Raw genomic sequence first — 26,166 nt, forward strand, 5'->3', positions numbered from 1 at the left:
TCTATTTTTAAATCATTTCAATATTACTTCTTAAAATGCCAAAAAGGAATTTTAGAAATAATAATGTTGGAAGTGTCCTTATTCCGAATTCGTTTACGAGTAATTTTTAAAACATGATTTCCTTCAGTCAAAGAATCAATATTGACATAGGTTTCATAGCCTAAATCTTTACGCTTGTTTTTAGTTGCAATGAATTTTGTTGAATATTTAATAGAATCAATATATATAGCAAACATTTCATTAAATGTTTTGTGATATTGATTCATTAAACTATCGCTATTCCGAGTAAAATCATCCCAAAAAAACATTCTTGACTTTAGTCCTCTAATATCTTCTTTAGGCTTTAAACTTTTATTATAGTCAAAAATTTTATCTTCTAAACGTTCATTAAAGACAATAAAAACATTAAGGTATGAATCTTTTATAACCTTAGAAGGAATGGTAGCTGTATTAATAAAATCGGTTTTATCAATAAGTTGGTCTTCGTAATTATATGGATTGGCATATACTTCAGATGACTTTCTGTCTTCTTTTAAATAATTGGATTTGTTATAAGAATATGTCGAGGAAAACAGCACAAATACATATACAGGAACTAGAATAAAGCTTAGTCTTCTTCCAAAGCGATTATCTAAAAAATTATATACTAACGGACGGTATAAAAAAGACAATGTAATAATGCTAAATACCCTGTATAAAGGAAAGTATAGTTTAGCAATCCACTTTTTCTTTTTTAAAAAACCTTGACTTATAAAATCAATGAAAGTAAAGAAAGCCCCGGCTAAAATGAATAATATAAGTGCAATACCAATAAAAACAGAAATTTTTTCCCAAATCCCATCTAAATCGGTATCCATGAAGATAAATACCGTAAACAAAATACTTAAAAGAGTAAATAGGCAAGCTAAAAAGTAGAAAATAAACAAAAAAGAGACTGCGAAAAGAATGCTACAATAATTTTCTAGATTACCGATGTATTTATCAAAAGAGCCTATTCTTTTTTGTAAATGTTTGGTGAATTTTGGTACGTATTTAAGTTCATCATAATCAATATCACCAGAAACATATCGCAACCCTAATGCTCCAATCCATAAACCACGAAGTATTACGTGTATGAGAAGATTAGATATTAAAATCCAACAAGATATTTTAATTGTATACCAAAGAATGGTTTCGGCAAGTTTACTATCGTGTTTAGCTATTTCAAAATTGGCTTCAATCGGACCAATAGCAGAAAATAAACCAAATATTGCAAAACCTGAAATCAGTAACTCTAATTGCCAACTTTCTTGTTGTAGACGGTCTAGTAAATCTTTAAAAACCGAACTGTTGTAATCTTTACTCATAGTTTGTTTAGTCTTGACCTAAAGATACATTGTTTTTTAAAGTAAAAAAAGGCCTTAAGAAGCTATATTTCTAAATTAGATTTCCCTTAGCATTTCAGTTTTATTTTTGTTTTTCCAAGTACCGCCAGTAAAATCAGGTACTTTAACAGAGCTGCTATTTTGTGCTACCGATAATTCTGAGAGGGGTGTAATAGAACTCCATAATACGCTATCGTATACATTAATATCTAAAGGTAATCCTTCATTTAAACATTTTATTAAGCGATAGATCATTACAAAATCCATTCCTCCGTGTCCAACTGAATTATCAGAAATTTGAGATTTTAACTTTGACCAAAGCGGATGATTGTACTTTTCTCGGTACATTTTATAGTGTTCTTCATCCAACCATTTATGTCCCCACCAAGCAAGTTCTTCTTCGTTTATGTATAATTTAGAAGGATAACCTTCATGAACCGCTTTTGTACCTACCAAAGTATTTAGTCTATCATAGGGTCTACCTGAGTGAACATCAAATTGTAGCATAATGGTTTTACCAAGTTTTGTTTTGATCATTGTTGTATTCATATCTCCACATTTTACATTGGCAAATTTGTCAATGTTTGCTTTTTTTGCGGCATCACTCAAGCTTTTTTCTCTTGAACTCATAGAAACTACATGATCATAGGTGTCTCCACGTCCAATATCCATATATTGACTTATAGGGCCTAATCCATGTGTCGTATAAAAATTACCGTCTTTATTTAAATGATGTTTGATTCTCCATTGATCTTCGTAATATTTTTCATCTAAAAGGTGTTTTCTTAAGTCATGAATGTAGGCTCCTTCAGCATGTGTTAAATCTCCAAAAACACCTTGATTGACCATATTTAAAACCCATAATTCTTCATTGTTGAAACAACAATTCTCCATCATCATACAATGTTTTTGTGTTCGTTCTGCAGTTTCAATAAGTTTCCAACAGTCTTCTAGCGTATAGGCAATAGGTACTTCGCAAGCAACATGTTTTCCATTTTCCATTCCGTATAGCGACATTGGAGTATGCATTTCCCATGGAGTAGCAATAATTAACAAATGAATATCATCTCGCTCAACTAGTTTTTTCCATTCGTTTGGATTCCCATAATAGGCGTGTGCTATCTTGTTATGTGTTTTTTGTAGATGTTGGTTTAGTTTATCTGTTTTTTCTTTTTTAAGATCAGAAACAGCTACGATATCCGCTTTGTCATTTTTTAGTAACCAATCGAACATTTGTATGAGCACTTGACCTCTATTACCGCAACCAATAATTCCAACATTGACTTTATCAATCTTAGGAGCGGTAAGTGCAAATGCACTTCCTTTGGCAGTTTTATTTAGAAGTTGTGAAGTGTTTTCTTCGTCTTTACAAGAAATAGTTGAAGATAATCCTAAAAATAAAGAGGCTTTCGCAGAAAGGGAAAGAAATTTTTTTCTATTCATCATAGTTTCATTAAATTGCTTTAGCTGTAGTTACTTGTAAAGGTATCAATTAATTGCTATTTTTACGGGCTAAAATTTAGTAAACGACAATAATCAACATAAAAATATATGTATAATTCAAAAATTACAGGATTAGGTTATTACGTTCCTGAAAACGTGGTAACTAACGATGATCTTACCCAGTTTATGGAAACAAGCGATGAGTGGATTCAAGAAAGAACTGGAATTAAAGAACGTCGTTGGATTGACCCTAAAACGGAGGATTCTACTTCAGTTATGGGAGCAAAGGCCGCTAAAATTGCGATTGAAAGAGCAGGTTTAACAAAAGATGATATTGATTTTATCATTTTTGCAACGTTAAGTCCTGAGTTGTATTTTCCTGGAGGAGGAGTACAAATTCAAGATTTATTAGATATGCCAACTATTGGAGCATTGGATATACGTAATCAATGTTCTGGATTTATTTACTCTTTATCAGTTGCAGATCAGTTTATTAAGACCGGGATGTATAAAAACATTCTTGTTATTGGATCTGAAAATCACTCAGGAGGTTTAGAAAAATCTACGAGAGGTAGAGGAGTGACTGTAATTTTTGGTGATGGTGCTGGAGCGGCGGTTTTATCGCGTAGTGAAGAAGAAGGAAAAGGTATTTTATCTTCTCATTTACATTCAGAAGGGAAACATGCAAAGGAATTAGCTTTGATTGGACCTTCAACAGGAAGATGGGTAGATGCAATTATGGAAGAAAATGACCCAGATGATACTTCTTATTATCCATATATGAATGGTCAGTTTGTTTTTAAACATGCTGTTGTACGTTTTTCAGAGGCCATTGTAGAAGGGTTACAGGCAAATGGATTACAAAAAGAAGATATTGATATGTTAATTCCGCATCAAGCGAATTTACGTATTGCACAGTTCATTCAAAAGAAATTCCAATTATCAGATGATAAAGTGTTTAATAACATCATGAAATATGGAAATACTACTGCAGCTTCTGTTATTATTGCTTTAACTGAAGCATGGGAGAAAGGAAAAATCAATGACGGAGATTTAGTAGTGTTGGCTGCTTTTGGAAGTGGATTTACTTGGGGATCAGTTGTGATTCGTTGGTAATTAAAAATGATAATTATAGAAAAAGCCGAAGTTTTAATCTTCGGCTTTTTTTATTAAAACATACCGCCTTGTGATTCATTACTATCTCTGTATTTTCTACTTTTTCTTTTGTTTTTACCACTTCCAAAATTATAGGAAAAACCTAAAAATATAGAATCATATTCGAGAATATATTTTCCTTTTTGCTGAAATGGATTTGTAGAAGAATAATCGAAGTTAACATTGTTAAAAATATCAGTACCTCTTAAAGTGATATTACCTTTACCATTCAATATTTTTAGTTTTCCGGCAATATTTACCATAGTGTATGGTTGTATAGTGTATTGGACATTTTGACTCTTACCTCTATGAATCGTTGAGAGTTGAAAACTTAACTTTTTAGAAACTTTGAAAGAGTTACTAATTCTCCCTTTAATAATGGTGTTTTTGATCATTTCGAAGTGTGAGTTTAAGACGCCTTGAGAATCTTGAATATAAGTTTCAAAAGAAGGTCTTATGGTCCACCATTTTTGCAGTTTGTAACTTCCAGAAATCTCAAAGCCATAACTATCTGCAAAATCATAATTAGTAAAAGAAGAAATTAACAGCTCTGAATTAGCCATATCTCTTTGTAATATACGACCAATTTTATCATTCGTTCTTCTGTAAAATGTACCTATTGATAGATAGCCTTTATTAATTGTTTTTGTATAATTAAGTTCTATTGAATTGGTGAATTGTGGAGTAATATTAATGTTTCCTTTTGCAATCGTAAGGGGAGAGGCCCATTCTTGAATTGGAGTAAGTTGATATGCCGAAGGTCTATCAACTCTTCTACTATATGCTAATTGTAATTCATCTTTTGAAGAAATGTGATAATTGATAGAAGCTGAAGGATATAAACTAAAAATTTGATCAGTAATAGAAGAAGTTCCTTGTTGCGTATTCAAAAACAAAGCATCCAACTTGAATTGTTCTGCTCTTAAACCAATTTGTATAGCTAGTTGATTAAACTCTTGCGTATAACTAATATACCCAGAGTAAATATCTCTATCGTAATTTAAGCTTGTATTCCCAATAGGTTGTATGTTTGAAGTATTAGTGCTTGGAGCTTCTTGATCAGTGATGATACGATTATAAAAGTTTTGTTTTCTATATTCTAAACCAAATTCTATAGAGCCCGATTCAATAGGTTTTGTATAATCTATATTGAAGAGCCATAATTTTTTAGTGTCTTCAATATCATTGGTATAATTATACTCTTTTGTAGTGGGATTTGTTATTTCTGAATTTACTGTGTGTTCTGGGTTCTTATTAATTGAATAGTTTAGCTCTAATTCTAAATTTTGCCCTGTATCGTCAAAGTTGTAAACGTAATCGATGTTATAACTTGCATCTTTTTGTTTGTATGTAGAAAAACGTCTGTTATCAAATAAAATAGTAGTGTTTTGGGTAGTTTTAGTATGCGTGGAGAGACTGTTATTGTCAAAATTTTGATTGGTATATAGTGATAATAAACTTTGTTTACTAAGTTCGATATCAGCTCCAAATTTAAAACTATGAAGATTCGAGTTGTTTAAAAAGTCTATGTCTTGTAATAAATTAGTTGTTGTTCTTTCAATGTTATTGAAGGTTTCATAATCTCCCCAACTAGTATTATAAGAGCTATAAAAATTGATTCGACCCACTTTGTAGTTTGCATTTAGAATGATGTCTGGACGAGTATTTTTACTATGTTTTATACCAATAACAATATTACCATTGAAACCTATTTTAGTATTCTTTTTTAAAATTACATTAATAATACCACTCATTCCTTCGGAAGTATATTTAGCGGAAGGGTTTGTGATAATTTCTATCTGTTTTATTGTATTTGAAGGAATTTGTTTTAATAATTGTTCAGTTTTTAAATTGGATGGTTTTCCATTTACAAGAAGTTGTACATTTTCATTCCCTCTAAGGCTAACGGTTCCTGAGAGTTGATTTACATCAACGGAAGGAATAGTTTCTAAGATTTCTAAAGAATTTGAACCAACAGCTAATAAATTCTTATCTATATTATACACCCTTTTATCAATTTTTTGAGCAACGCTAACAACCTTTGATTGAATTTCAACCTCACTTAAGTGCTCAGCATTTTCTTGTAATAAAAAAGTGCCTAAATCAATAGGAGATTTACTTTTTGTTAAATCAATGTTTTTCTGAGTTTTTTTATATCCAATAAACTGAAAAGATAAAGAGAGTTTAGCTTTTGGAAGTTTGAAGAGTTTAAATGTACCTTGGTTGGTCGTAGTAGTTCCTGTAATAATTTTGCCATCTAAAGTGGCACAGGTAATAGTTACATAAGATAAGGGAGATTTATTTTTAAAATCTTTGACTTGACCAAAAACTTGTACTTTTTGTGCAGAGGCACAAAATACCATACTAACTAATAGCATTGCTAATAGTAACTTTTTCATATTCGGGGACTTTCTAATTTAAGTCGCTAAAAGTAACAAAAAAAACCAAGGTTATAGATAACCTTGGTTTTTATTTATATAGTAGTTAGTTGTTTAGAAGAAACCGCCACCACCAGACTTTTCATTATTGTCTCTTCTTCTACGTTGTTTTGCCTTATTCTTACCTCCACCAAAACGATAGTTGAATCCTAAGTAGGTAGTTCTACTTTCCCACTTAAAGCGACCATTTTGTACAAATGGAGTTTCAGAATTAAACTTAAATCTCATTGTATCGAATATATCATTTACTCTAAAAGTAATATTTCCTTTTCCTTTTAAAACACTGTAATTAGCACCGATATTAACCATTTTCATTGGATCTACATCCCATTGAATATCTTTTACAGGTCCTCTATACATTGCAAATAATTGTAAACGTAACTTTTTACTTACGGTAAAGCTATTGCTTATTCTAGCATTAAATACATTAGCAGTAACTTCTCTTCTTGGAGCCATAGGATCTGTAATATCATTTGTTCCAAATTGTTTTTGAGAATAATAATCCATACTTGCATTTGCACGCCACCACTTAGCAACTTTGTAGTTCGCTGATAATTCTAAACCATATGCGTCAGTATCATCAAAGTTAGCAAAAGTTAAGATTTGTCTTACGTTTGTAGCATCATCTGGATCCTGATACGTAGCTCTATTAATAACATCATTAATGTTTCTATAGAAAGTACCAAAAGTTAATGACCCTCCCTTAATTCTTCTTGTATAATTAATTTCTAAAGAGTTTGTAAACTGTGGAACTAAGTCTGGATTACCAACAGAAGTAATTAAAGGTGTACTCCATTCTCTAATTGGGTTTACTTGTTGTATTCCAGGTCTGTCAACTCTTCTACTATAGCTTAACTGAAATTGATTCTTATCAGAAGGATTATAAGTAAAGAAAGCAGAAGGATAAACTGTAAATATTTCATCAGTTACAGTTTCTGTATCTTCTCCAACTTGGTTAAATACTCCTTTGATTTCATATTGCTCTAAACGAGCACCTAATTGCATAGTTACTTTACCGAATTTATGACCATAGTTGATATATGCAGAATAGATATCTCTGTCATAAGTAAAAGATGAATTAGCAAAACCAACCTGTGTAGTTAAGTTTGTATTATCGGTTTTATCAAGACGATATTCTACTCCTAATTCTAATTTACCATTTTTTGAAATTGGATTTGTATAATCTAAATTAATCAATGTATTTTCTCTTTCGTTATTGATATCATTGATATAATCATCTTGTGTTCCTTGTAAGAAATCATTCTCTAAGAAATTTGGAGCAGTATTTTTAGAATACGTTGCTTCAAATTCAATATTGTGTCCCTTCTTTTCGAAATCACGCTTATAGTTTACATTATAAGCTTGGTTTTTACTATCCGTAGATTGTTCATTTGGAGAGTTTTCAAAAAGTGAACCATCATTTAATGTAATTATAGCCCTACCACCTGCATCACTTTTAAACCAGTTATGAGTTGTATAAAATGATAAAGTATTTTTATCATCTAAATAAATATCAGCACCAACTTTTAATAAATGAGATTGGTTGTTGTTGGTAAAGATGAAATCTTGATTGTTAGTTCCTGGTCTATTTACAAAACCAAAATTGTATCTATCTCCTCCATTGTAACCATAATTTCCGAAGAAATTAACTTTACCAGTTTTGTAATTCATATTGGTAGAAGCATTATAACGAACATAATGACCTGCTTCAACTCCGGTATTTACAGAACCGTTGAATCCCATATTAGCATTTTTATTAAGAATGATATTGATAATACCACTCATACCTTCTGGGTTGTATTTTGCAGATGGATTGGTAATTAATTCTACGCTCTTAATTGAAGTAGAAGGAATTTGTTTTAAAAGCTGAGAAGCAGGAATGTTTGTTGGTTTTCCATCAACTAAAACACGTACATTTTCGTTTCCTCTTAAACTAATATTTCCTGTTTGACTATCAACGCTTACAGATTGTACATTGTTTAACAATTCAGAAGCTGTTGCACCAGCAGAAGTTAAATCTTTTCCAACATTAATTACTTTTCTATCCACTTTTTGAGTAACAGTAGATGTTTCAGCTCTAACTTCAACTTCTTCTAAAGTAGTACTATCTTCTTCTAAACTAATAGTTCCTAAATTTATCTTTCTGTTTTTATTAGTAACATCAATAGTTCTGTTATAAGTTTTATATCCTATAAATTGAACTTCAACAGTACTTTTACCTTCTGGAATGTTCTTAATTGTAAAAAGTCCATTATCAGTTGTTATTCCTCCAGTTATAATTTTATTGGCAAGGTCTTTGACAACTATATTAACGTAAGGAAGTGGTTCTTTTGTGGTTTGGTCGATTACTTTTCCCGAAATTACCCCAGGTTTCGGAAGATTACTTTTTGACATTTGAGCGAAAGATATGCTACTTACAAGTAAAAAGAGTATCAATAGTTTTTGTTTCATTTTATTTTTTAATTGAATAGTTTTAATGTCTAGTAGACTAACTTTAATCTATATTTGTTACCTTGTTTAACAGAGTTTAACGTATTATTAACAAATGAAAAATGTAACCTTGGTGCTGGGTGCGTCATTAAAACCGGAGAGATATTCTAATAAAGCAATCAAACGTTTGACAGCTAATAATATAGATGTTGTTGCTGTTGGAGGTAGAGAAGGTGTTGTAGATAATGTTACAATTGTTAAGGAAAAAGAGAACTTTGCAAATATTGATACAGTAACATTATATCTTAATCCAAAAAGACAAAAGGACTACTATGATTACATTATAAGATTACAACCGAATAGAGTGATTTTTAATCCAGGTACAGAAAATTTTGAGCTGATAGAAAAATTAAGAGCATTCGATATTAAAGCTGAACTAGCTTGTACTTTAGTTTTACTAGCAACTAATCAGTACTAAGTACGTTTAAAGGAATATTTTCGTTCGAATAACGGTTTCCTGCCACGGCCAATTCTACATTGTCAAAAATAGTATTCGCTTCTTCTTTAAAGTCTTCTAGGTTTTTATATCGACTTGAATAATGGCCTATAATTAACTTCTTTGCGTTCGCAGCTTTGGCTATTTTGGCTGCTTGTTCTGCAGTTGAATGTTTAGTTTTATCGCAAAGATCTTCTCTGTCTTTTAAAAAAGTCGCTTCATGATATAATACATCTACATTTTCAATAATTGGAACGATATCAGGTTTATATGAGGTATCACTACAAAAGGCAAAACTTTTCGGAGCAGAAGGAGCCAAAGTTAATTCACTGTTAGAAATAATTTCACCAGAGCTCAATTGGAAGTCTTTACCCGCCTTTAAATTATGATAATCACAAACATCAATTTCGTCGTATAACTTAATTTTGTCAATATTTAACCTTCTAGGTTTAGGTTTTTCAGTAAACAAATAACCATTTGTATATACTCTATGGTCTAATGGAATAGTTCTTACCTCTACCTTGTCATCTTCAAAAATAAGTTCACTTTCTTTAGAATTAAGTTCATGAAAAATAATGTTAAATTTTGTCCACGATTTAGATAATTTTAATTGTAATACCGTTATTTCCTTAATCCCAACAGGACCATAAATATGTAAATCTTTTTCTCTATTTAAAATACCAAAGGTAGATATTAGGCCTATCAAACCAAAGAAATGATCACCGTGTAGGTGAGAAATAAAAATGTGGTTAATTTTGGAGAACCCTACTTTGTATTTACGCATTCTACTTTGCGTACCTTCTCCACAATCGATTAAAAAATGACGATTGTTTATTTCTAAATATTGGGCTGTTGGAAAAGCATTTACCCTAGGTGTTGCTGAATGGCAACCTAAGATAGTAAGTTGTAAACTCATTTATCTAATAACAAAACGTTTTGAAATAACTTGTTCTTTCGTTTGAATAGCATAGATGTACATTCCAGATTTTAAGTTATTCCTATAAAAAGGTAATTCATTCTTTCCAGCATGAACTTTATAAGTTTTGTGGAAAACAGTTTTACCTAAAACGTTTTTTACTGTTAAAATAATCTGTTCACTATTGTTAGATTTAAAGTAAAAAGTTGTTTTATTCGAAAACGGATTAGGGGATACAATAACATCCTTTATTGATTTTTCTTGCGAAAAACCTACAAAAGAGAATGATATAAATAAAATTAATAAAAGTATTTTTTTTACCATAAATTGCTTTTTTAAGGGGTTAAAACAATTTAAGTTTTTAAAAACCTAAATCACGTTGTATATTTTCCATTTCTATAACATCTTCTGCTTCTTGCAATGTAGGAACGATATTAAATTCCTCAGGAAAAGCATCAATATCAATGTTAGTACATATCAAAACAAAAGACATGCCATTTTTTTTATGCATACTTGCATAACTCAAAAATAATGAAATATTTTTTTCAACAACATTTTTTTGAGAAGAAAAATCAATAATTAAGTGATTTTCCTGAAAATTAACATATTGTTTTTCAAAATATTGATAAAACTCATTGAATGAATTTTCTTCTACTGTAACTAATGTATATGATTCTGTAGTATCAATTTTCATAATTATCTTTTTATTTGTTGGGCTAACAAATAAATAACAGCCATTCTAACCGCAACTCCGTTTTCAACTTGATTAAGTATGATTGACTGGTCGCTGTCGGCCACATCACTTGTTAGTTCTACACCTCGATTAATAGGACCAGGATGCATAATAACAATTTTTTTGCCAAGATTATCCAATATTTCTTTATTAATACCAAATAACTGCGTGTATTCTCTGGTAGAAGGGAAGTATTTTATATCCATTCGTTCATGTTGAACACGTAATACATTGGCAACATCACACCATTCTAAAGCTTTTTTTAAGTTGTTTTCAACTCCAACACCTAAACTAGATATGTATCTTGGAATTAGTGTAGTTGGACCACAAACTTTTACTTCAGCACCTTGTAATTGTAAAGCAAAAATGTTAGATAATGCTACTCGAGAGTGTAAGACATCTCCAACAATAACTATTTTTTTACCTTTTAAACTATTTGTGTTTAGTGCTTCTCTCATAGAAAAACTATCTAACAAAGCCTGTGTAGGATGTTCATGTGTTCCATCACCAGCATTTACTATTCTAGCATCTACATGTTTTGATAGGAATACTCCCGCACCAACATTTGCGTGTCTCATTACAACAATATCTACTTTCATAGATAAAATATTGTTAACAGTATCAATAAGTGTTTCTCCTTTTTTTACGGAAGATTGACCTGCTGAAAAATTAATAACATCTGCAGATAAACGTTTTTCGGCAAGTTCAAAAGAAAGCTTGGTGCGTGTACTGTTTTCAAAAAACAAATTAGCAATTGTAATGTCACGTAAAGAAGGAACCTTTTTAATAGGTCTATTAATTACTTCTTTAAAATGAGAGGCAGTTTCAAAAATTAATTCTAAATCGTTTGGGTTAAGGTATTTTATGCCTAATAAATGTTCTACACTTAACTGATTCATTGGTTTATAGTTGTAATAGTTGTATTGTTATTTTTTGATACTACATTTAAATTTTTTCTAAAATGATAGCATCTTCATTTTGTATTTCTTTCCAGTGAACGACTACCTTTTCTTGATTGATAGCATCTACTTGTCGTCCTCTATAATTTGGTTGAATAGGTAAATGACGACTAAATCTTCGATCAATTAATACCAATAATTCAATATTCTCGGGTCTTCCATATGCCTGTAGTGCAGTTAGAGCCGATCGTACACTTCTACCAGAATAAAGTACATCATCTATAATAACTACTTTTTTATTTTCTATTAAAAAGTCAATTTTAGTAGGGGTAGCTTCTAAGGGCTCTTCATTTCTTCTAAAATCATCACGATAAAAAGTAATGTCTAACAAACCTAATTGTAAATCAGAAATCCCGTAGTCTTCCTTTAGTATATGTACTAAACGATTGGCTAGAAAACTACCTCTAGGTTGAAGTCCAATTAAAACGGTATTAGAAAAGTCGTTATGATTTTCGATTAACTGACATGCTAATCGATGAAGAATAATTTCAATCTCTTTCGAGGTAAGTAAAATTTTGCTTTCCATTTTTGTCGCTATCAAAGTTTTATATGATAGTTTCAAAATCCAAAAGTAAGCTAAAATTATACGTCAACAAAATTAAACTTAATGAAACATAAAACTATATAAATAAAATTATCTTTACATTTGCCAGCTTTTACATAAGATCCGAAATATTATGATGAAATATATTAAAAGTAAGAAGATTAACATTAAAGATGATACACTAGCAGGAATTACAGTATCATTAGCAATGATACCAGAAGTTGTTGCTTTTGCTTTCGTAGCTCAAATAGATCCTTTAGTAGCGCTTTCTGGAGCGTTTATTATAGGTTTAATTACTGCTGTTTTTGGAGGAAGACCAGGGCTTATTTCGGGTGCTGCGGGAGCAGTTGCTGTAATCTTTGTGAGTATGATTGCCGAAGGCCATAAAAAAGGAATGTTATTCGATACTCCAATAGATAATATGGGATACTATTATTTGTTAGGTGCAGTTATTTTAATGGGACTTATTCAAGTAGGTGCTGGAGTACTAAAACTAGGACGTTTTGTTCGATTGATTCCACACCCTGTAATGATGGGATTTGTGAATGGATTAGCGATTGTAATTTTTATTGCTCAAGTTAAAATGTTTTCACATAAGGAATTAAGTATTTCTTCAGAAGGAGTAAAAGAATATACAAACATTTTTATGCAAGGATCAGAATTGTATACAATGTTAGGTTTAGTACTGTTAACTATGGCAATAATTTGGGGTTTACCTAAATTAACAAAAAAAGTACCTGCTGCTTTAACAGCTATTTTAATTACAACTGCTATTGTAGTAATTTTCGGGATTGATGTTAGTACTGTTGGATCTTATATTAGAGAAGGTGGAGGAGATGGTTTATCTGGTAAGTTTCCTACGCCGAATTTAGAATTGTGGCAGAACTTACCCTTTAATTTAGAGACACTTTCGTTTATTTTACCATACGCATTTTTAGCTGCTTCTGTTGGTTTGATAGAATCGTTAATGACTATGAATTTAGTTGATGAATTAACAGATTCTAGAGGAAATGGAAATAAAGAATGTGTGGCTCAAGGGGCAGGTAATATTGTAAGTGGATTGTTTGGAGGTACTGGTGGTTGTGGTATGATTGGACAAACTGTAATCAATATCAATGCAGGAGGTAGAGGACGATTGTCTGGAGTAATGATGGCATTGACTCTATTAACGTTTATATTATTTGCAGATAAATATATTGAACAAGTTCCTATAGCGGCATTAGTAGGAGTTATGTTTATGATGGTAATTGAAACATTTGCTTGGTCAAGTTTCAGAATTATGAATAAAATTCCAAAGTCAGATGCATTTGTACTAATTATTGTTTCAGCTGTAACAGTTGTGTTTGATTTAGCAATAGCAGTATTTGTTGGTGTAATAATTTCTGCACTAGTTTTTGCATGGGAAAATGCTAAGAAAATTAGAGCACGAAAAAGAATGAAAGAAGATGGAACAAAGGTTTACGAAATTTGGGGACCTTTATTCTTTGGTAGTATTACTGCATTTAATGAAAAGTTTGATATAAAAAATGATCCTGATACTGTTGAAATCGATTTTGTTGAATCTAGAGTTTCAGACCATTCGGCAATCGAAGCAATTTTTGCATTGGTAGAAAAATACCAAGCAGCAGGGAAGAAAGTAAGATTAAAACATTTAAGTGAAGATTGTAAAGTTTTGTTATATAAGGCTAGTCCTATTTTTAGGGAAGTTATAGAGGAAGATGTAGATGATCCTCGTTATCACCTAGCGGCAAATCCAGAAAAGTTTCCAAAACCTTTATCGGAATACACATTTTAGTGTTGAAAGTTTATAAATAAAAAAGGTGGTTAGAATACAATTCTAACCACCTTTTTTATTTTGTGTTGGCATAATGTTTGACATTGTTTTGCAAACTAGAATGGGTTCAAAATTGGAGTGTTTTTCTTTTTAACTCCCAATTAACAAGCCAACAAGCATATTTTATTATTTTTGAGCCATTAAAGAAAGATTTTATGAAGTTTCAGAAAGCCCTTATTGTATTACTTACCCTACTTTCAATAGCTATCAATGCTCAATCAAAAATATATAGAGCCGAAAAAGATAAAATTCATGATATAATTCATACAAAATTAAAAGTTGATTTTAATTTTGATCAAAAGGAATTGAACGGGGAAGAGTGGATTACTTTAAAACCACACTTCTATGAAACTGATAAATTGACTTTAGATGCTAAAGCCATGAAAATTCATAAGATTAGTTTGAATGGAACAGATTTAGATTATTTTTATGATGATTTTGAATTAAAGATAGATTTACCTCGCAAATTTAAAAGAACCGAAGAGTTTACTATATACATTAAATATACAGCAAGGCCAGAAAGAGTAAAGCAAAAGGGAAGTGCTGCGATAACAGATGCTAAAGGTTTGTATTTTATAAATCCTAAAGGGTTAGAAAAGGATAAACCAACTCAAATATGGACACAAGGAGAAACAGAAGCTAGTAGTTGTTGGTTTCCAACCATTGACGCTCCTAATCAGAAAACATCACAAGAAATATATATTACAGTTCCTAAGAAGTATGTTACTTTATCTAATGGAAAGCTTGAAAAGCAAACGAATAATGTAAATGGTACTCGTACTGATTATTGGAATTTTACTCAGAAGCATGCTCCGTATTTGTTTTTTATGGGAGTAGGAGAGTATGAAATAATTAAAGATACTTATAAGAATATACCAGTAGAATATTATGTAGAGAAGAAGTATGCACCTTATGCAAAAGATATTTTTGGAAATACTCCGGAAATGTTAGCATTCTTTTCAAAGATTACTGGTATTGATTATCCATGGAACAAGTATGCTCAAATTGTAGGAAGAGATTATGTAAGTGGAGCAATGGAAAATACTACAGCAGTTATTCATGGGGAACGCGCGTATCAAATGCCTGGGCAATTAATAGATGAAAATGTACAAGAAAACACCATTGCCCATGAAGCATTTCATCATTGGTTTGGAGATTTAGTTACTACAGAGAGTTGGAGTAATTTAACAGTAAACGAGAGTTTTGCAAATTATAGCGAATACTTATGGCTAGAGCACAAATATGGAAAAGAAGAGGCGGATGCACATTTGTTTGAAGATACCCAGGCATATAAAAATGGAGATAATTACGACAAGCATTTAGTTCGTTTTTACTATGATGATAAAGAAGATATGTTTGATGCTGTGAGCTATAATAAAGGAGGAGCTATTTTACATATGTTACGTAGTTATCTTGGAGATGAAGCTTTTTATGCTGGTTTAAATAAGTACTTAACAGATTACAAATATAAAGCTACGGAAGCACACCAGTTACGTCTTGCATTAGAAGAAGTTTCGGGGAAAGATTTAAATTGGTTTTTTAACCAATGGTATTTTAATAATGGACATCCTAAGTTAGAGATTTCTTACGATTTTAATAAGTTAAGAAAAACGGTAACGGTAAATGTAATTCAAACTCAAATAAACGAGTTTAAATTTCCTTTTGCGATAGATGTTTTTGAAGGAGGAAAAAGAACAAGACATCATGTTTTTGTAGAAGGAAGAGATGCTTCTTTTACCTTGCCTTTTACGCAACAACCTAGTTTAATTCAAGTAAATGCAGATGGTGTATTACTGTGCGATATTAATGAGAATAAGGTATTAAGTGAGTATATTCATCAATTAAAATACGCTGTGAATTATGCACACAAAAGAGAAGCTTTATTGGAAGTAGCGAAAAAGCAGGATGATAAGAAAGCATTTAACGCTATAGCCAATGCAATGAGTGATGATTTCTATAAAATAAGGGTATTAGCGTTAGAGAATATTAACTTGATTAATAAGCATACAAAGAGAAGAGTTATTCAAAAGATTATGCAAATAGCGAATAATGATTCTAAAACATTAGTACAAGCCGCAGCTATTGAAACATTGGGTAAACTAACCGATCCTGAATTGAAATCAGTTTTTGAGAAAGGGTTGCAAAGTAAATCATATTCTGTATTAGGAAAATCGTTAGTTGGAATGTACTACATAGATAAAAGTTTAGCAATTCAAAAATCTAAAACCTTACCATTAGAAGTGAAAAAGATTATTGCTACGCCACTTACAAGAATTTATTTAGAAGAGAACGACCATGATGAATTGAGTTTTATAGCAAGTAATGTAATGTCTGGAATGTTCTTAAGTCAGAATAAAAAAATTCAGTCATTGTATAAAAAGGCATTTGATAAAATTGCTAAAAGTGATAACACAAAGGCTATAGAAAATTTGTCAAATGATATAGTAGCTAAGGGAATTCAATATAAACAGTACAATTTTGATAAAGTAGGAGTTAATTTGTTACGTCAAATGGTACAAATGCAAAAAAGAGCTAAGCCGGCATCTCAAGAATCCAATATTAATGTAATTCAAAAAGCAATGGCGAGATTATTAGAGTAAAACACCTAAAGTTGAATGCTAAAAAAATATATACCAAAGTAACTTTAAAATGTTTAGATAAAAGTATTTCAGATTCATATTATGGAATTCTTTTAGTTGTCTTATTAAATGTTTTAACTGGTGTACTTATTGCTTTAATTGAAGATGCTACAAAAACAACAACTTTATTCCCTTTAGGATTATATTTTTTACCAGCTATATTTTACTATTTTGTTGCTAAAAATACTCGATTAAATACCATGAGATATGAAATTTATCTTTTTGTAGGTGTATTTTATATTTCTGTATGTTTGATAGAATTTAATAGAGGTTATTCTTTGGATAAACCAATGATGGTTTATTGGGATAATGGAAATAAAGCTCACCCTATGAGTTATGTAATACAACTTATTCCTTTAGTATACAAAAGCTTTAAACTGGGACTTTCTTTAATTTTTTTTAGAATTGCCTACTTGGTATATAAGTACCATAAATTGACCATGAATATCAAATAAGTTATTACGTCTTAGTTTGATGGTGAAAAAGCAGTTATAATATTGTTAGAATAATAGTTAGAAATAAGTATTTTTGGCACAGAACTTGACTAGCATAGCTAAACTTATACTTATGAAGAAAACTACTATACTATTATTTATTTCCTCTTTAGTTATTATGTCTTGTAGTAGTGTAAAATCTACGCAGAAGGCAATTAATACTGGCGATTATGAAAAAGCCATTTCATTATCGGTTGAAAACCTTTCTAAAAATAAAACGAAAGAAAAGAACCAACCATATATTGTAATGTTAGAAGAAGCTTTTGCGAAAGCTACTGAACGTGATGAAGCAAGAATTTCGTTTTTACAAAAAGAAAATAATCCGGCCAATTTAAAAACTATTTATAATCTTTTTCAAGATTTGAAATATAGGCAAGAAAGAATTAAACCTCTATTACCTTTAAAGTTACTATCTGGAAGATATGCCGAGTTTGACTTTGTAAATTATGACGATGCCATTATCAAAGCAAAAGATGATTATATTTCTTATTTATATGATAATGGAAGAGCTATTTATGAAGGAGGAAAGAGAAACAAGATGAATTATCGCAGAGCGTATCAAGAGTTATCTAATTTAGATAGAATAGCTCCAAATTATAAAGATGTAAGAAACTTATTAGAAGAATCTCATGTAAAAGGAACTGATTTTGTTTTTGTATCGGTATATAATGAAACAAATCAGATCATTCCTAGAAGATTAGAACGTGATTTATTAGCCATTGATACGTATGGGTTGAATGATTTTTGGACTGTTTATCATTCACAAAGAGTACGAGAGGTAAAATATGATTTCGATTTAGAATTAAATTTTAGAAGAATCGAAGTGTCACCAGAGCAAATACGTGAAAAAGAGATTATTAAAGAACGTAAAATAAAAGATGGATATAAGTACTTACTAGATGATAAAGGGAACTTTGTAAAAGATAGTTTAGGAAAGAAAATCAAAGTAGATAAGTTCATTACGGCTCGTTGCAAATTATACAGGTTTACACAGTTTAAGAGCAGTAGAGTAGTAGGAGTTGTAAAATATATTGATAATAATTCAAAACAGTTGATAGAGCAATTCCCATTAGATAGTGAGTTTGTTTTTGAACATAGTTATGCTAATTATGATGGAGATAAGAGAGCATTGGAAGAATCGTTTTTAGATTTGATTAGAATAGAAAGAGCACGTTTTCCTTCTAATGAACAAATGGTGTATGATACAGGAGCAGATTTAAAAGAAAAACTGAAACATATTATTACTAGAAATAAGTTTAGAAACTAGATATATTATTAAGCTCCTGTTAACGCAGGAGTTTTTTATTTTTACACTATGGATTTATTTTCTCAATTTGATGAAACACCTAAAAATTTACTTCCTAAAGAAGGAACAGTAAATTATTACGGACTTGTTTTATCTAAAAAACAATCAGATTTGTATTATGAGTATTTATTGAGTGAAATTGAATGGCGTAATGATGAGGCTATCATTTTTGGAAAACGAGTTGTTACTAAGAGAAAAGTAGCGTGGTATGCAACAGAAAGTTTTGAGTATACTTATTCTAATACAACTAAAATTGCATTACCATTTACCAAAGAATTATTGGAATTAAAGACGTTAGTTGAGAAGGAAACCAAAGAAACATATAACTCTTGTTTATTAAACTTGTATCATGATGGTTCAGAAGGGATGGCCTGGCATAGTGATGGAGAAAAAGATTTAAAAAAGAATGGAGCTATAGCATCGCTAACTTTTGGAGCTGAAAGAAAATTTGCATTTAAACATAAGGAGTCCAAAGAGGTAGTTTCACTAATACTTCAACATGGTTCATTACTAGTAATGAAGGATGAAACGCAAACGCATTGGTTACACCGATTACCTCCTACCAAAAAAGTACACAGACCAAGAATAAACCTTACTTTTAGAACAATTACAAAGTAAAAACGTCTTTGATGTTAGCAACTTTAAAACCATTGTTTATAACAGTTTTATATGCCTTGCTTGAGGAGTTTAAAAGAGGGTTTGTATGATTGAAGTGAATAAAAATAATTTTTTCTTTTTCACTTTTCTCAAGTTGTCCAAACTTAGCCATACTTTCACTTACAAAAGGATGTGGAATTTCAGAAATATCTCTATTATTAATTTCTTTTCCATCATAAAAAGTGGCATCTAAAAAAGCATAATCTACATTTCGAATTTCTTGAATAATATCTTTTTCCCACTTCTCCCATTTATCAATATCAGGAATGAATAAAGCAGATTTGTTAGGTCCCACAATTTTATATCCTACAGTCTCGGAAAATTCATCTCTATGAGGAACAGTAAAAGGAGTAATTTTAATGTGATCTGTTAAAGCAAATTCTTTTTCGTTTTCTATTGCTTTGATTTCAATATTATTATTCGTCACTAATTGACTCCAAGGACCATTTTCTTGAAGAAAGTTTTTCATTTTCGGCATTGTATAGGTAGTTATTTTAGAAGCATTCATAGCTTCTTTACCAAAAAACATCAATCCTGCATAGTGTCCGATGTGTGCATGTGTTAAGAATACTCCATCCGGAGTTTCTTTTTCAAAATTCCCAAACTCATCCAATAATCTAATTTGAGTGGCAATATTCGGAGTTGCTTCAAAAAGAAATTTTTTATTCGATTTAGGATCTATCAAACCTAAAGAAGTAACTTTTCTTGAGATATCAGGAGAACTAAATAAATCTTTGCAACATTCTTTTTTACAGGTTATTTGAGGAGACCCTGCATCTTGAACGGTACCCAACACAACAATAGAAACTTCATTTATACTGATGTTTTTCTTTGTACAAGAGGTACATAGAAGTAAGAAAAGAAAGGCAAATATAGATTTCATAATTATTTCATTTTATCAAAGAAAGTGGTCTGGTAGTCAGGTAATAGTTCAGGTTGTGTTATTTTTATAATATCTTTTAATACCAAATCAGGTCTCACGGGTGCAAGTTCAAAATAAATAGTTCCTCCGGTACTTCCTTTTCTGAGATTAGGAGTATAAACCTTATCATTCTTAAAAGCCGAAAATTGCTGATAATTCGTATTGCTTTGAAGCATTTGTTCTTTAGTGTTGAAATAACCAGGCGCAATCCAGACATCTGCGTTTTGTCCTTTATCAAGTACACTTTCAAAACTTAACGATAAGCTTCCTCTTCCTTTAGTTTTTCCCCATAAATAATTAAGATTTGCATCTTTTAAATATTGAGCTACAAAACTTTCTCCAGCAGGTAAATTCCATACCTCGCTGTTCATAATAGCACCAGATAATATCGTAGGTTGTTTATTCGATTTAAGAGCAATTTGCTTTGCGTTTAGATAATTTTGTTCAATAACGCTGAAAATACTATCGGCTTCTTTTTCTTTATCTAATATCAAACCAAAAAACTTTATCCATTCAGCTCTACCTAGAGGGGTTTCTTCAAGCCAACCACCATTCATAACTACTGGTATTCCAGCAGATTCAATAGTTTTGTAAACCTTACTGATGTTACTAACCGCAAACCCAACTACTAATTCTGGTTGTAAATCCAATAATATTTCAGTGTTTAGAGAAGCTTCTTTTCCAATTTCTACAATTGAACCATTATCAACTAGTTTTCTGGTTTTTTCTGAAGAAATATATTTGGTATGAGGAAACCCAATAATAGCATCTTCTTTTTCTAATAGCTCAATCATTGGAATGTGTGTTGTAGAGGTAACAACTAATTTTTCAACAGGAACCTTAATACTGTTTGGTTGTTTGTTGTATGAAACTATATATTCAAAAGTCTCTTTAGAGTCTTTATAAGGCTTTTTTATAATTAGCTTGGTAAGAGAACCATCTTTAATAATATCAAACCCTTTAGCATATTTAATCTCAGAAGAGTTTTTTTCTTGTGCATTGTTTTCTTCCTTTTTTACTTTTTTGCATGATACAAAACAAGTTAACAAAGCGAAAAGAAGATAATTTTTCATTGTAAAAGTTTTAAGCAAGATTACAAAACTATTTTGTAATACCAATTTTTAAACTACATTTGCGCCGATTTTGGTTTCGTACCTATAATTTCTTGTAGGTCGAATTAAAAGGGAATTCGGTGAGAATCCGAAACTGTTCCCGCAACTGTAAGCTACAAAGCTTGTAACTAAGACTTTTACCACTGTTTAAAACGGGAAGGTAAGTTACAAGACGCAAGTCAGGAGACCTGCCATCATCAAAATAAGTAAAACTTTCGGGATAAAAGTTAATGTACTTAAACCTATTACGTACAAAAATTTAACCTGATTAATTGTAAAATTAAATCATTAACAATGAAAAAACAATTATTAATTGTTGGTGCTATTGCTATGGGGTTAGCTAGCACAAAAACTTTTGCACAAGAGCAAGAGAAAGCTGAGAAGTTAGATGAAGTTGTAGTAACTGCAACCAAAATCAAGACCAGCAAAAAGAATATTGGGAAAATAGTTTATAAATTGAATGCTAAGCAGATCGAAGAAAGACAGGGGAAAAGCTTAATTGAGATTTTAAACGAAGTTCCAGGTGTTGAAATTAACGGTAACCAAAGTAACCGTGGACAAAACCTTGGTGTATATATCCGAGGAGGTAGAAACAAGCAAGTTGCTGTTTTAATTGATGGAGTAAATGTAAATGATCCTTCTTCAATTGCAGGTGATTTTGATTTAAGACAGTTAGATTTAAGCCAAATAGAATCTATAGAAGTATTAAAAGGAGCTTCTTCGGTATTATATGGTTCTGGTGCGGCAACAGGGGTAATCAATATTATTTTAAAGAAGTCTTCTAAAAAAGAGTTTCAAGGTACTTTAACAACTTCTATTGGAAGTAATAGGTCAGCAGAGCACACAAAAGCATCGATTGATGAATTACAAGCAAACTTCAATTTTAATGGTACTGTAGGTAAATTTGATTATTTACTTGGTTTAAATGCTAGTAACTCTTCTGGATTATCTGCTATTGAAAGTTTAGATGAAAATAATCCAAATCAAGAAGATAAGTTTTACCGTCAAAATGCATTATTAAGATTAGGATATAATGTAACAAAAAACTTAAGAGTTGGAATCGAAGGAAGTTTCAATTTATTTAACAATGAGTTTGATTCTTCTTACCCTGCTGGGGATGCTGATTTTTTTTCTGAAACTAAACAACACAGAGCGGTTTTCAGTACAGATTTTAAATATGTAAAAGGAGAATTAAAAGCACGTGCATTTGTTACTGATATTGACAGAGAATCAAATTCATTTGGAGGAAGTGTATTTAATGGAGAAGTAAAAGGGTTTGATGTATTTAATAGTTATAGAGTAATGAGTAACTTATCTGTTATTACAGGGGTTACAGCTCAATTTCAAGATATGTTACAAGAAGCTTCTTTTAGTAATATAGGAAAAGGGACTGCTGAGCAACATTTTTATGATCCTTATCTATCTGCAAATTATAACACTGATGGATTTAATATCAATGCAGGGGTAAGAATGAATATTCACAATGAATATGGAAATCACTTTGTATACAATATTAACCCATCATATAATTTTGAAGTTTTAGAAGGAAAGAATTTAAAAGTATTTGCTTCTTATGGTACAGCATTTATTGCTCCTACATTGTCTGAAATCTTCAATAAAGCAGATAGTGTTGATCAATTACAACCTGAAGAAGATTTTACAGTGGAAGGTGGATTTGAGTTTGATGTGTTAGATAATTTAACTGTAAACGCAACTTATTTCTATAGAGAAGAAACTGATAAAGTTGTTTGGAGCGGTGGTAGATACTTAAACAACTTAGGTACTTTTAATTTAAAGGGAATTGAAGCAAATGTTGTTTTTAACCCAATCGAAAAGTTATCAATTCTTGCAGACTATACTTTTATTAATATTGACGGAGGTACAAGTATAATTAACTTACCTAAACAAAAGTTTGGAGTAAGAGCAAACTATCAGGTATTACCAAAAACGTTTACAAGTGTTTCATATAGATTTACTGGAGAGAGAGCTACTTTTGGTGATCCTTTAGAAGCTTACAGTTTAGTAGATTTCTTTGTAAACCATAAAGTATTGAAAGATAAAATTACATTATTTGGAAGTATGACAAATGTGTTAAACGAGAATTTCCAAGATGTAAGTGGATATACAGCTAGAGGAAGAAACTTTAATTTAGGATTAAGAGTGCAATTTTAAAAGTTCTTTATACCAAGATTTTAAATCCCACACTATGTAACATAGGTGGGATTTTTTTATATAAATTTATCTTTTATTTCTTGAGTTGGTATCATACATTCTTCTTTTTTGCCAAACCATCGATAACGGTTTTTAGCTATATAATCGTAAATAACATTCCTAAAGGGGCTAGGAAAGATGAAAAATAGCTGACTAAGTTTCCATATCCCACCAAAATCATTCATAATTTTTAATGCAGCCGAAGATTTGATGTCATATGAAACATTAGGTTCATATAAGATAATAGAATCTATTTTAGAAGTATCAATACGTAAATGATTTACAATTTCTTTTCCTGTATCTGATTGTAAGGATGTAAATAAAAAAGTATTCTTTTTATCATACTTAAGAACCTTTAGCACAGCATCATTGCAAAAGTTACACACTCCGTCGAACAATATAATTTTTTTATCTTTATATAAATCAGTCATTTAGGTTTAAATGATAAATGAAATTCAAATTTATAAATAAGTTTTGTAACATTATTAAAAAATAAGCGTCTAGTATACAGTAGTTGATACTTCAGCTATTAAAAAATGTTAGATAATAACCAGTTTGCTATAAAATAACTAACGAATGATACGTATAGAAAACCTACACAAATCCTATCCAATAGGTAAAGATTCCCTTCATGTTTTAAAAGGATTAGACTTACATATTAAAGAAGGTGAGTTTGTATCTATTATGGGATCTTCAGGGTCAGGTAAATCTACTTTACTAAATATAGTAGGGTTATTAGATAATCATGATGAAGGAAATTATTATTTAAATGGTCAATTAATTGAAGATTTAAATGAAAAAAAGGCTGCAGTACTTCGTAATAAATTTTTAGGTTTTGTATTTCAGTCGTTTAACCTAATTTCGTACAAAACAGCATTAGAAAATGTTGCGCTTCCGTTATACTATAAAGGTATAAATAGAAAAGAGCGTTTAAAAACTGCATTAGATTACTTAGAAAAAGTTGGGTTAAAAGATTGGGCAAATCATTTACCTAATGAGCTTTCTGGTGGGCAAAAACAGAGAGTTGCTATTGCAAGAGCTTTGGTAACTGAACCAAAAGTTATTTTGGCAGATGAACCCACAGGAGCTTTAGATTCTACTACAACAGATTCTGTAATGGATTTGTTAAAAGAAATTAACGATGATGGTATTACAGTATTTGTAATTACACACGAAGAAGATGTGGCTGAACAAACGAATAGAATTGTTCGTTTAAAAGATGGAGTAATTATGAGTGACGAGTTAACAGAGAAGTTTAAAAGCAAAGCCAAAGCCGTTTAATTATGTTTGACTTAGATCGATGGAGAGAAATATTCCAAAGTATAAATAAAAACAAACTACGTTCGGTATTATCTGGTTTTACAGTAGCCTTTGCAATTTTGTTATTCACTCTTTTGTTTGGAATCGTTTCTGGATTACAAAACCAATTTAAAACCGCATTTGTTGATGATGCTACGAATGCAATGTTTGTAAGGGTATGGAAAACTTCAAAGCCATATAAAGGATTACAAACGGGAAGGAGAATACAGTTAAAGAATAAAGATTATAACTATGTTAAAGGAACTTATGAAGATAAAATTCAACATTTAACTGCTAGGATTTATAGAAGTGTAAATATTGCTTATAAGAACAATCAGAACAACTACAGGTTAAGAGCGGTTCATCCAGATCATCAGTTTTTAGAAAAAACGATAATGGATGAAGGAAGGTATATTAACGAGCGTGATTTAAAGAATAAATCGAAAGTTATTGTTATTGGAAGATTGGTAAAGCAAGATTTATTTGGAGAAAAACCAGCATTAGGAAAACAAGTTAATGTAGATGGTATTTCTTACAAAGTAATTGGAATCTTTTCAGATAAAGGAGGAGATAATGAGGAGCGTCAAACCTATATGCCAGTAACAACTGCACAAAAATTGTACGGAAATAATGATTATATAAATCAAATTAATATTGGTTATGATCCAAAATTAAGTTTAGAAGAAGCGATAGCATTTGGAAATCGTTTGGAAAGAGATTTACGAAAGAAATTGGACATTCATCCAGATGATCAAAGTGCTTTATCTGTTAGGAATATGGCGGAAGCAAACAAAGGAATCAATCAATTTATGTTCGCTTTATATTTCATTGTAATTTTCGTAGGGTCAGGAACCTTGATTGCAGGAATTATTGGGATTAGTAATATCATGATTTTTGTGATTAAGGAACGAACAAAAGAATTTGGTATCCGTAAAGCACTAGGAGCGAAGCCTTCTTCAATCATTGGAATGGTAATTCAAGAATCTATTCTAATCACCACCATTGCTGGATATTTAGGTTTAACATTGGGAACTTATATTTTAAGTGCCATAGGAGATAGCTTAGAAGAATATTTTATAAAAGACCCAAGTGTAAGTCCTGGTATTGTAATAGGAGCAACCATTATTTTAATATTATCGGGATTATTAGCTGGATATTTACCAGCAAAGAAGGCGGCAAAAATTAAACCTATTGTAGCACTAAGAGCAGATTAA

The 26,166-nt window shown here is 30.8% G+C and carries 22 protein-coding genes and 1 riboswitch; of the genes, 10 read left to right on the forward strand and 12 right to left on the reverse strand.

Translation table 11 applies throughout. The annotated features are described in order from the left end of the window. Positions 1 to 23 precede the first annotated feature (23 nt). Together ABNT22_RS08845 and ABNT22_RS08850 are read right to left on the reverse strand one after the other, a co-directional pair. A complete protein-coding gene (locus ABNT22_RS08845; RefSeq protein ID WP_348717471.1) occupies positions 24 to 1,346 on the reverse strand; it encodes a hypothetical protein in 1,323 nt (440 codons plus the stop codon). A gap of 75 nt (positions 1,347 to 1,421) precedes the next feature. After that, the gene (locus tag ABNT22_RS08850) at positions 1,422 to 2,810 is read right to left on the reverse strand and encodes a Gfo/Idh/MocA family protein (protein WP_348717469.1); all 1,389 of its coding nucleotides are present in this window, start codon (positions 2,808 to 2,810) and stop codon (positions 1,422 to 1,424) included. Positions 2,811 to 2,915: 105 nt separating this feature from the next. Here ABNT22_RS08850 and ABNT22_RS08855 point away from each other — a divergent pair, with 105 nt between their 5' ends. After that, complete coding sequence (locus ABNT22_RS08855) at positions 2,916 to 3,923, forward strand: beta-ketoacyl-ACP synthase III (protein WP_348717467.1); 1,008 nt, start codon at positions 2,916 to 2,918, stop codon at positions 3,921 to 3,923. Between the two features lie 53 nt (positions 3,924 to 3,976). On the opposite strand, the gene ABNT22_RS08860 is transcribed toward ABNT22_RS08855, so the two are convergent. Then, the gene (locus ABNT22_RS08860; RefSeq protein ID WP_348717465.1) at positions 3,977 to 6,361 is read right to left on the reverse strand and encodes an outer membrane beta-barrel family protein; all 2,385 of its coding nucleotides are present in this window, start codon (positions 6,359 to 6,361) and stop codon (positions 3,977 to 3,979) included. Between the two features lie 93 nt (positions 6,362 to 6,454). Next, complete coding sequence (locus ABNT22_RS08865; protein ID WP_348717463.1) at positions 6,455 to 8,851, reverse strand: TonB-dependent receptor domain-containing protein; 2,397 nt, start codon at positions 8,849 to 8,851, stop codon at positions 6,455 to 6,457. 94 nt (positions 8,852 to 8,945) lie between these two features. Here ABNT22_RS08865 and ABNT22_RS08870 point away from each other — a divergent pair, with 94 nt between their 5' ends. Further along, on the forward strand, positions 8,946 to 9,308 hold the full coding sequence (locus ABNT22_RS08870) for a CoA-binding protein (RefSeq protein WP_348717461.1): 363 nt from the start codon (positions 8,946 to 8,948) through the stop codon (positions 9,306 to 9,308). Here the strand turns inward: ABNT22_RS08870 and ABNT22_RS08875 are convergent. The 5 genes from ABNT22_RS08875 to pyrR are packed head-to-tail and all read right to left on the reverse strand — an operon-like array spanning position 9,295 to position 12,460. Beyond that, positions 9,295 to 10,242 carry a ribonuclease Z gene (locus tag ABNT22_RS08875; protein WP_348717459.1) on the reverse strand — a complete coding sequence of 316 codons (948 nt, stop codon included), beginning with the start codon at positions 10,240 to 10,242 and terminating at the stop codon, positions 9,295 to 9,297. The two genes, ABNT22_RS08870 and ABNT22_RS08875, sit on opposite strands and share 14 nt — an antisense overlap. Then, entirely contained in the window at positions 10,243 to 10,566 is a 324-nt protein-coding gene (locus tag ABNT22_RS08880; protein WP_348717457.1) for a T9SS type A sorting domain-containing protein, read from the reverse strand. It abuts the gene before it with no gap. Positions 10,567 to 10,603: 37 nt separating this feature from the next. Next, positions 10,604 to 10,936: a hypothetical protein gene (locus ABNT22_RS08885; protein ID WP_348717455.1), complete on the reverse strand. Its 333-nt coding sequence runs from the start codon at positions 10,934 to 10,936 to the stop codon at positions 10,604 to 10,606. Between the two features lie 2 nt (positions 10,937 to 10,938). Next, a complete protein-coding gene (locus tag ABNT22_RS08890; protein ID WP_348717454.1) occupies positions 10,939 to 11,874 on the reverse strand; it encodes an aspartate carbamoyltransferase catalytic subunit in 936 nt (311 codons plus the stop codon). 46 nt (positions 11,875 to 11,920) lie between these two features. Continuing rightward, positions 11,921 to 12,460 (reverse strand): bifunctional pyr operon transcriptional regulator/uracil phosphoribosyltransferase PyrR, encoded by a 540-nt coding sequence (gene pyrR, locus ABNT22_RS08895; RefSeq protein ID WP_348717452.1) that lies wholly within the window; start codon positions 12,458 to 12,460, stop codon positions 11,921 to 11,923. 151 nt (positions 12,461 to 12,611) lie between these two features. Here pyrR and ABNT22_RS08900 point away from each other — a divergent pair, with 151 nt between their 5' ends. The 5 genes from ABNT22_RS08900 to ABNT22_RS08920 all read left to right on the forward strand — a co-directional run bounded on the left by ABNT22_RS08900 (position 12,612) and on the right by ABNT22_RS08920 (position 19,369). Next, positions 12,612 to 14,273 (forward strand): SulP family inorganic anion transporter, encoded by a 1,662-nt coding sequence (locus ABNT22_RS08900; RefSeq protein WP_348717451.1) that lies wholly within the window; start codon positions 12,612 to 12,614, stop codon positions 14,271 to 14,273. Positions 14,274 to 14,467: 194 nt separating this feature from the next. Continuing rightward, positions 14,468 to 16,912, forward strand: a complete 2,445-nt coding sequence (locus tag ABNT22_RS08905) for a M1 family metallopeptidase (RefSeq protein WP_348717449.1) — start codon at positions 14,468 to 14,470, stop codon at positions 16,910 to 16,912. A gap of 11 nt (positions 16,913 to 16,923) precedes the next feature. Further along, positions 16,924 to 17,406: a hypothetical protein gene (locus ABNT22_RS08910; protein WP_348717447.1), complete on the forward strand. Its 483-nt coding sequence runs from the start codon at positions 16,924 to 16,926 to the stop codon at positions 17,404 to 17,406. A 112-nt stretch (positions 17,407 to 17,518) separates the two neighbouring features. Beyond that, a complete protein-coding gene (locus ABNT22_RS08915; RefSeq protein ID WP_348717446.1) occupies positions 17,519 to 18,712 on the forward strand; it encodes a hypothetical protein in 1,194 nt (397 codons plus the stop codon). Positions 18,713 to 18,760: 48 nt separating this feature from the next. Beyond that, entirely contained in the window at positions 18,761 to 19,369 is a 609-nt protein-coding gene (locus tag ABNT22_RS08920) for an alpha-ketoglutarate-dependent dioxygenase AlkB family protein (protein ID WP_348717444.1), read from the forward strand. Here ABNT22_RS08920 and ABNT22_RS08925 read toward each other — a convergent pair. Both ABNT22_RS08925 and ABNT22_RS08930 read right to left on the reverse strand, forming a co-directional pair. Next, the gene (locus ABNT22_RS08925; protein ID WP_348717442.1) at positions 19,359 to 20,291 is read right to left on the reverse strand and encodes an MBL fold metallo-hydrolase; all 933 of its coding nucleotides are present in this window, start codon (positions 20,289 to 20,291) and stop codon (positions 19,359 to 19,361) included. The two genes, ABNT22_RS08920 and ABNT22_RS08925, sit on opposite strands and share 11 nt — an antisense overlap. Positions 20,292 to 20,293: 2 nt before the next feature. Further along, positions 20,294 to 21,403 (reverse strand): ABC transporter substrate-binding protein, encoded by a 1,110-nt coding sequence (locus ABNT22_RS08930; RefSeq protein WP_348717440.1) that lies wholly within the window; start codon positions 21,401 to 21,403, stop codon positions 20,294 to 20,296. A 54-nt stretch (positions 21,404 to 21,457) separates the two neighbouring features. After that, positions 21,458 to 21,653, forward strand: a riboswitch (cobalamin riboswitch). An 83-nt stretch (positions 21,654 to 21,736) separates the two neighbouring features. Between ABNT22_RS08930 and ABNT22_RS08935 the strand changes: the two genes are divergently transcribed. Continuing rightward, positions 21,737 to 23,614 (forward strand): TonB-dependent receptor plug domain-containing protein, encoded by a 1,878-nt coding sequence (locus ABNT22_RS08935; protein WP_348717439.1) that lies wholly within the window; start codon positions 21,737 to 21,739, stop codon positions 23,612 to 23,614. Positions 23,615 to 23,670: 56 nt separating this feature from the next. Here ABNT22_RS08935 and ABNT22_RS08940 read toward each other — a convergent pair whose 3' ends face one another. Further along, positions 23,671 to 24,084 carry a thiol-disulfide oxidoreductase DCC family protein gene (locus ABNT22_RS08940; protein ID WP_348717437.1) on the reverse strand — a complete coding sequence of 138 codons (414 nt, stop codon included), beginning with the start codon at positions 24,082 to 24,084 and terminating at the stop codon, positions 23,671 to 23,673. Positions 24,085 to 24,229: 145 nt separating this feature from the next. Between ABNT22_RS08940 and ABNT22_RS08945 the strand changes: the two genes are divergently transcribed. Together ABNT22_RS08945 and ABNT22_RS08950 are read left to right on the forward strand one after the other, a co-directional pair. Continuing rightward, the gene (locus tag ABNT22_RS08945; RefSeq protein ID WP_348717435.1) at positions 24,230 to 24,934 is read left to right on the forward strand and encodes an ABC transporter ATP-binding protein; all 705 of its coding nucleotides are present in this window, start codon (positions 24,230 to 24,232) and stop codon (positions 24,932 to 24,934) included. Positions 24,935 to 24,936: 2 nt separating this feature from the next. Then, the gene (locus tag ABNT22_RS08950; protein WP_348717433.1) at positions 24,937 to 26,166 is read left to right on the forward strand and encodes an ABC transporter permease; all 1,230 of its coding nucleotides are present in this window, start codon (positions 24,937 to 24,939) and stop codon (positions 26,164 to 26,166) included.

Source organism: Tenacibaculum sp. 190130A14a, from assembly GCF_964048965.1.
Lineage (GTDB): Bacteria > Bacteroidota > Bacteroidia > Flavobacteriales > Flavobacteriaceae > Polaribacter > Polaribacter polynesiense.

Bases quoted from the DNA above. Each gene is read 5' to 3' on its own strand.
- ABNT22_RS08845 (WP_348717471.1), bottom strand. From the start codon at position 1,346: ATGAGTAAAGATTACAACAGTTCGGTTTTTAAAGATTTACTAGACCGT.
- ABNT22_RS08850 (WP_348717469.1), bottom strand. From the start codon at position 2,810: ATGATGAATAGAAAAAAATTTCTTTCCCTTTCTGCGAAAGCCTCTTTA.
- ABNT22_RS08855 (WP_348717467.1), top strand. From the start codon at position 2,916: ATGTATAATTCAAAAATTACAGGATTAGGTTATTACGTTCCTGAAAAC.
- ABNT22_RS08860 (WP_348717465.1), bottom strand. From the start codon at position 6,361: ATGAAAAAGTTACTATTAGCAATGCTATTAGTTAGTATGGTATTTTGT.
- ABNT22_RS08865 (WP_348717463.1), bottom strand. From the start codon at position 8,851: ATGAAACAAAAACTATTGATACTCTTTTTACTTGTAAGTAGCATATCT.
- ABNT22_RS08870 (WP_348717461.1), top strand. From the start codon at position 8,946: ATGAAAAATGTAACCTTGGTGCTGGGTGCGTCATTAAAACCGGAGAGA.
- ABNT22_RS08875 (WP_348717459.1), bottom strand. From the start codon at position 10,242: ATGAGTTTACAACTTACTATCTTAGGTTGCCATTCAGCAACACCTAGG.
- ABNT22_RS08880 (WP_348717457.1), bottom strand. From the start codon at position 10,566: ATGGTAAAAAAAATACTTTTATTAATTTTATTTATATCATTCTCTTTT.
- ABNT22_RS08885 (WP_348717455.1), bottom strand. From the start codon at position 10,936: ATGAAAATTGATACTACAGAATCATATACATTAGTTACAGTAGAAGAA.
- ABNT22_RS08890 (WP_348717454.1), bottom strand. From the start codon at position 11,874: ATGAATCAGTTAAGTGTAGAACATTTATTAGGCATAAAATACCTTAAC.
- pyrR (WP_348717452.1), bottom strand. From the start codon at position 12,460: ATGGAAAGCAAAATTTTACTTACCTCGAAAGAGATTGAAATTATTCTT.
- ABNT22_RS08900 (WP_348717451.1), top strand. From the start codon at position 12,612: ATGATGAAATATATTAAAAGTAAGAAGATTAACATTAAAGATGATACA.
- ABNT22_RS08905 (WP_348717449.1), top strand. From the start codon at position 14,468: ATGAAGTTTCAGAAAGCCCTTATTGTATTACTTACCCTACTTTCAATA.
- ABNT22_RS08915 (WP_348717446.1), top strand. From the start codon at position 17,519: ATGAAGAAAACTACTATACTATTATTTATTTCCTCTTTAGTTATTATG.
- ABNT22_RS08920 (WP_348717444.1), top strand. From the start codon at position 18,761: ATGGATTTATTTTCTCAATTTGATGAAACACCTAAAAATTTACTTCCT.
- ABNT22_RS08925 (WP_348717442.1), bottom strand. From the start codon at position 20,291: ATGAAATCTATATTTGCCTTTCTTTTCTTACTTCTATGTACCTCTTGT.
- ABNT22_RS08930 (WP_348717440.1), bottom strand. From the start codon at position 21,403: ATGAAAAATTATCTTCTTTTCGCTTTGTTAACTTGTTTTGTATCATGC.
- ABNT22_RS08935 (WP_348717439.1), top strand. From the start codon at position 21,737: ATGAAAAAACAATTATTAATTGTTGGTGCTATTGCTATGGGGTTAGCT.
- ABNT22_RS08940 (WP_348717437.1), bottom strand. From the start codon at position 24,084: ATGACTGATTTATATAAAGATAAAAAAATTATATTGTTCGACGGAGTG.
- ABNT22_RS08945 (WP_348717435.1), top strand. From the start codon at position 24,230: ATGATACGTATAGAAAACCTACACAAATCCTATCCAATAGGTAAAGAT.
- ABNT22_RS08950 (WP_348717433.1), top strand. From the start codon at position 24,937: ATGTTTGACTTAGATCGATGGAGAGAAATATTCCAAAGTATAAATAAA.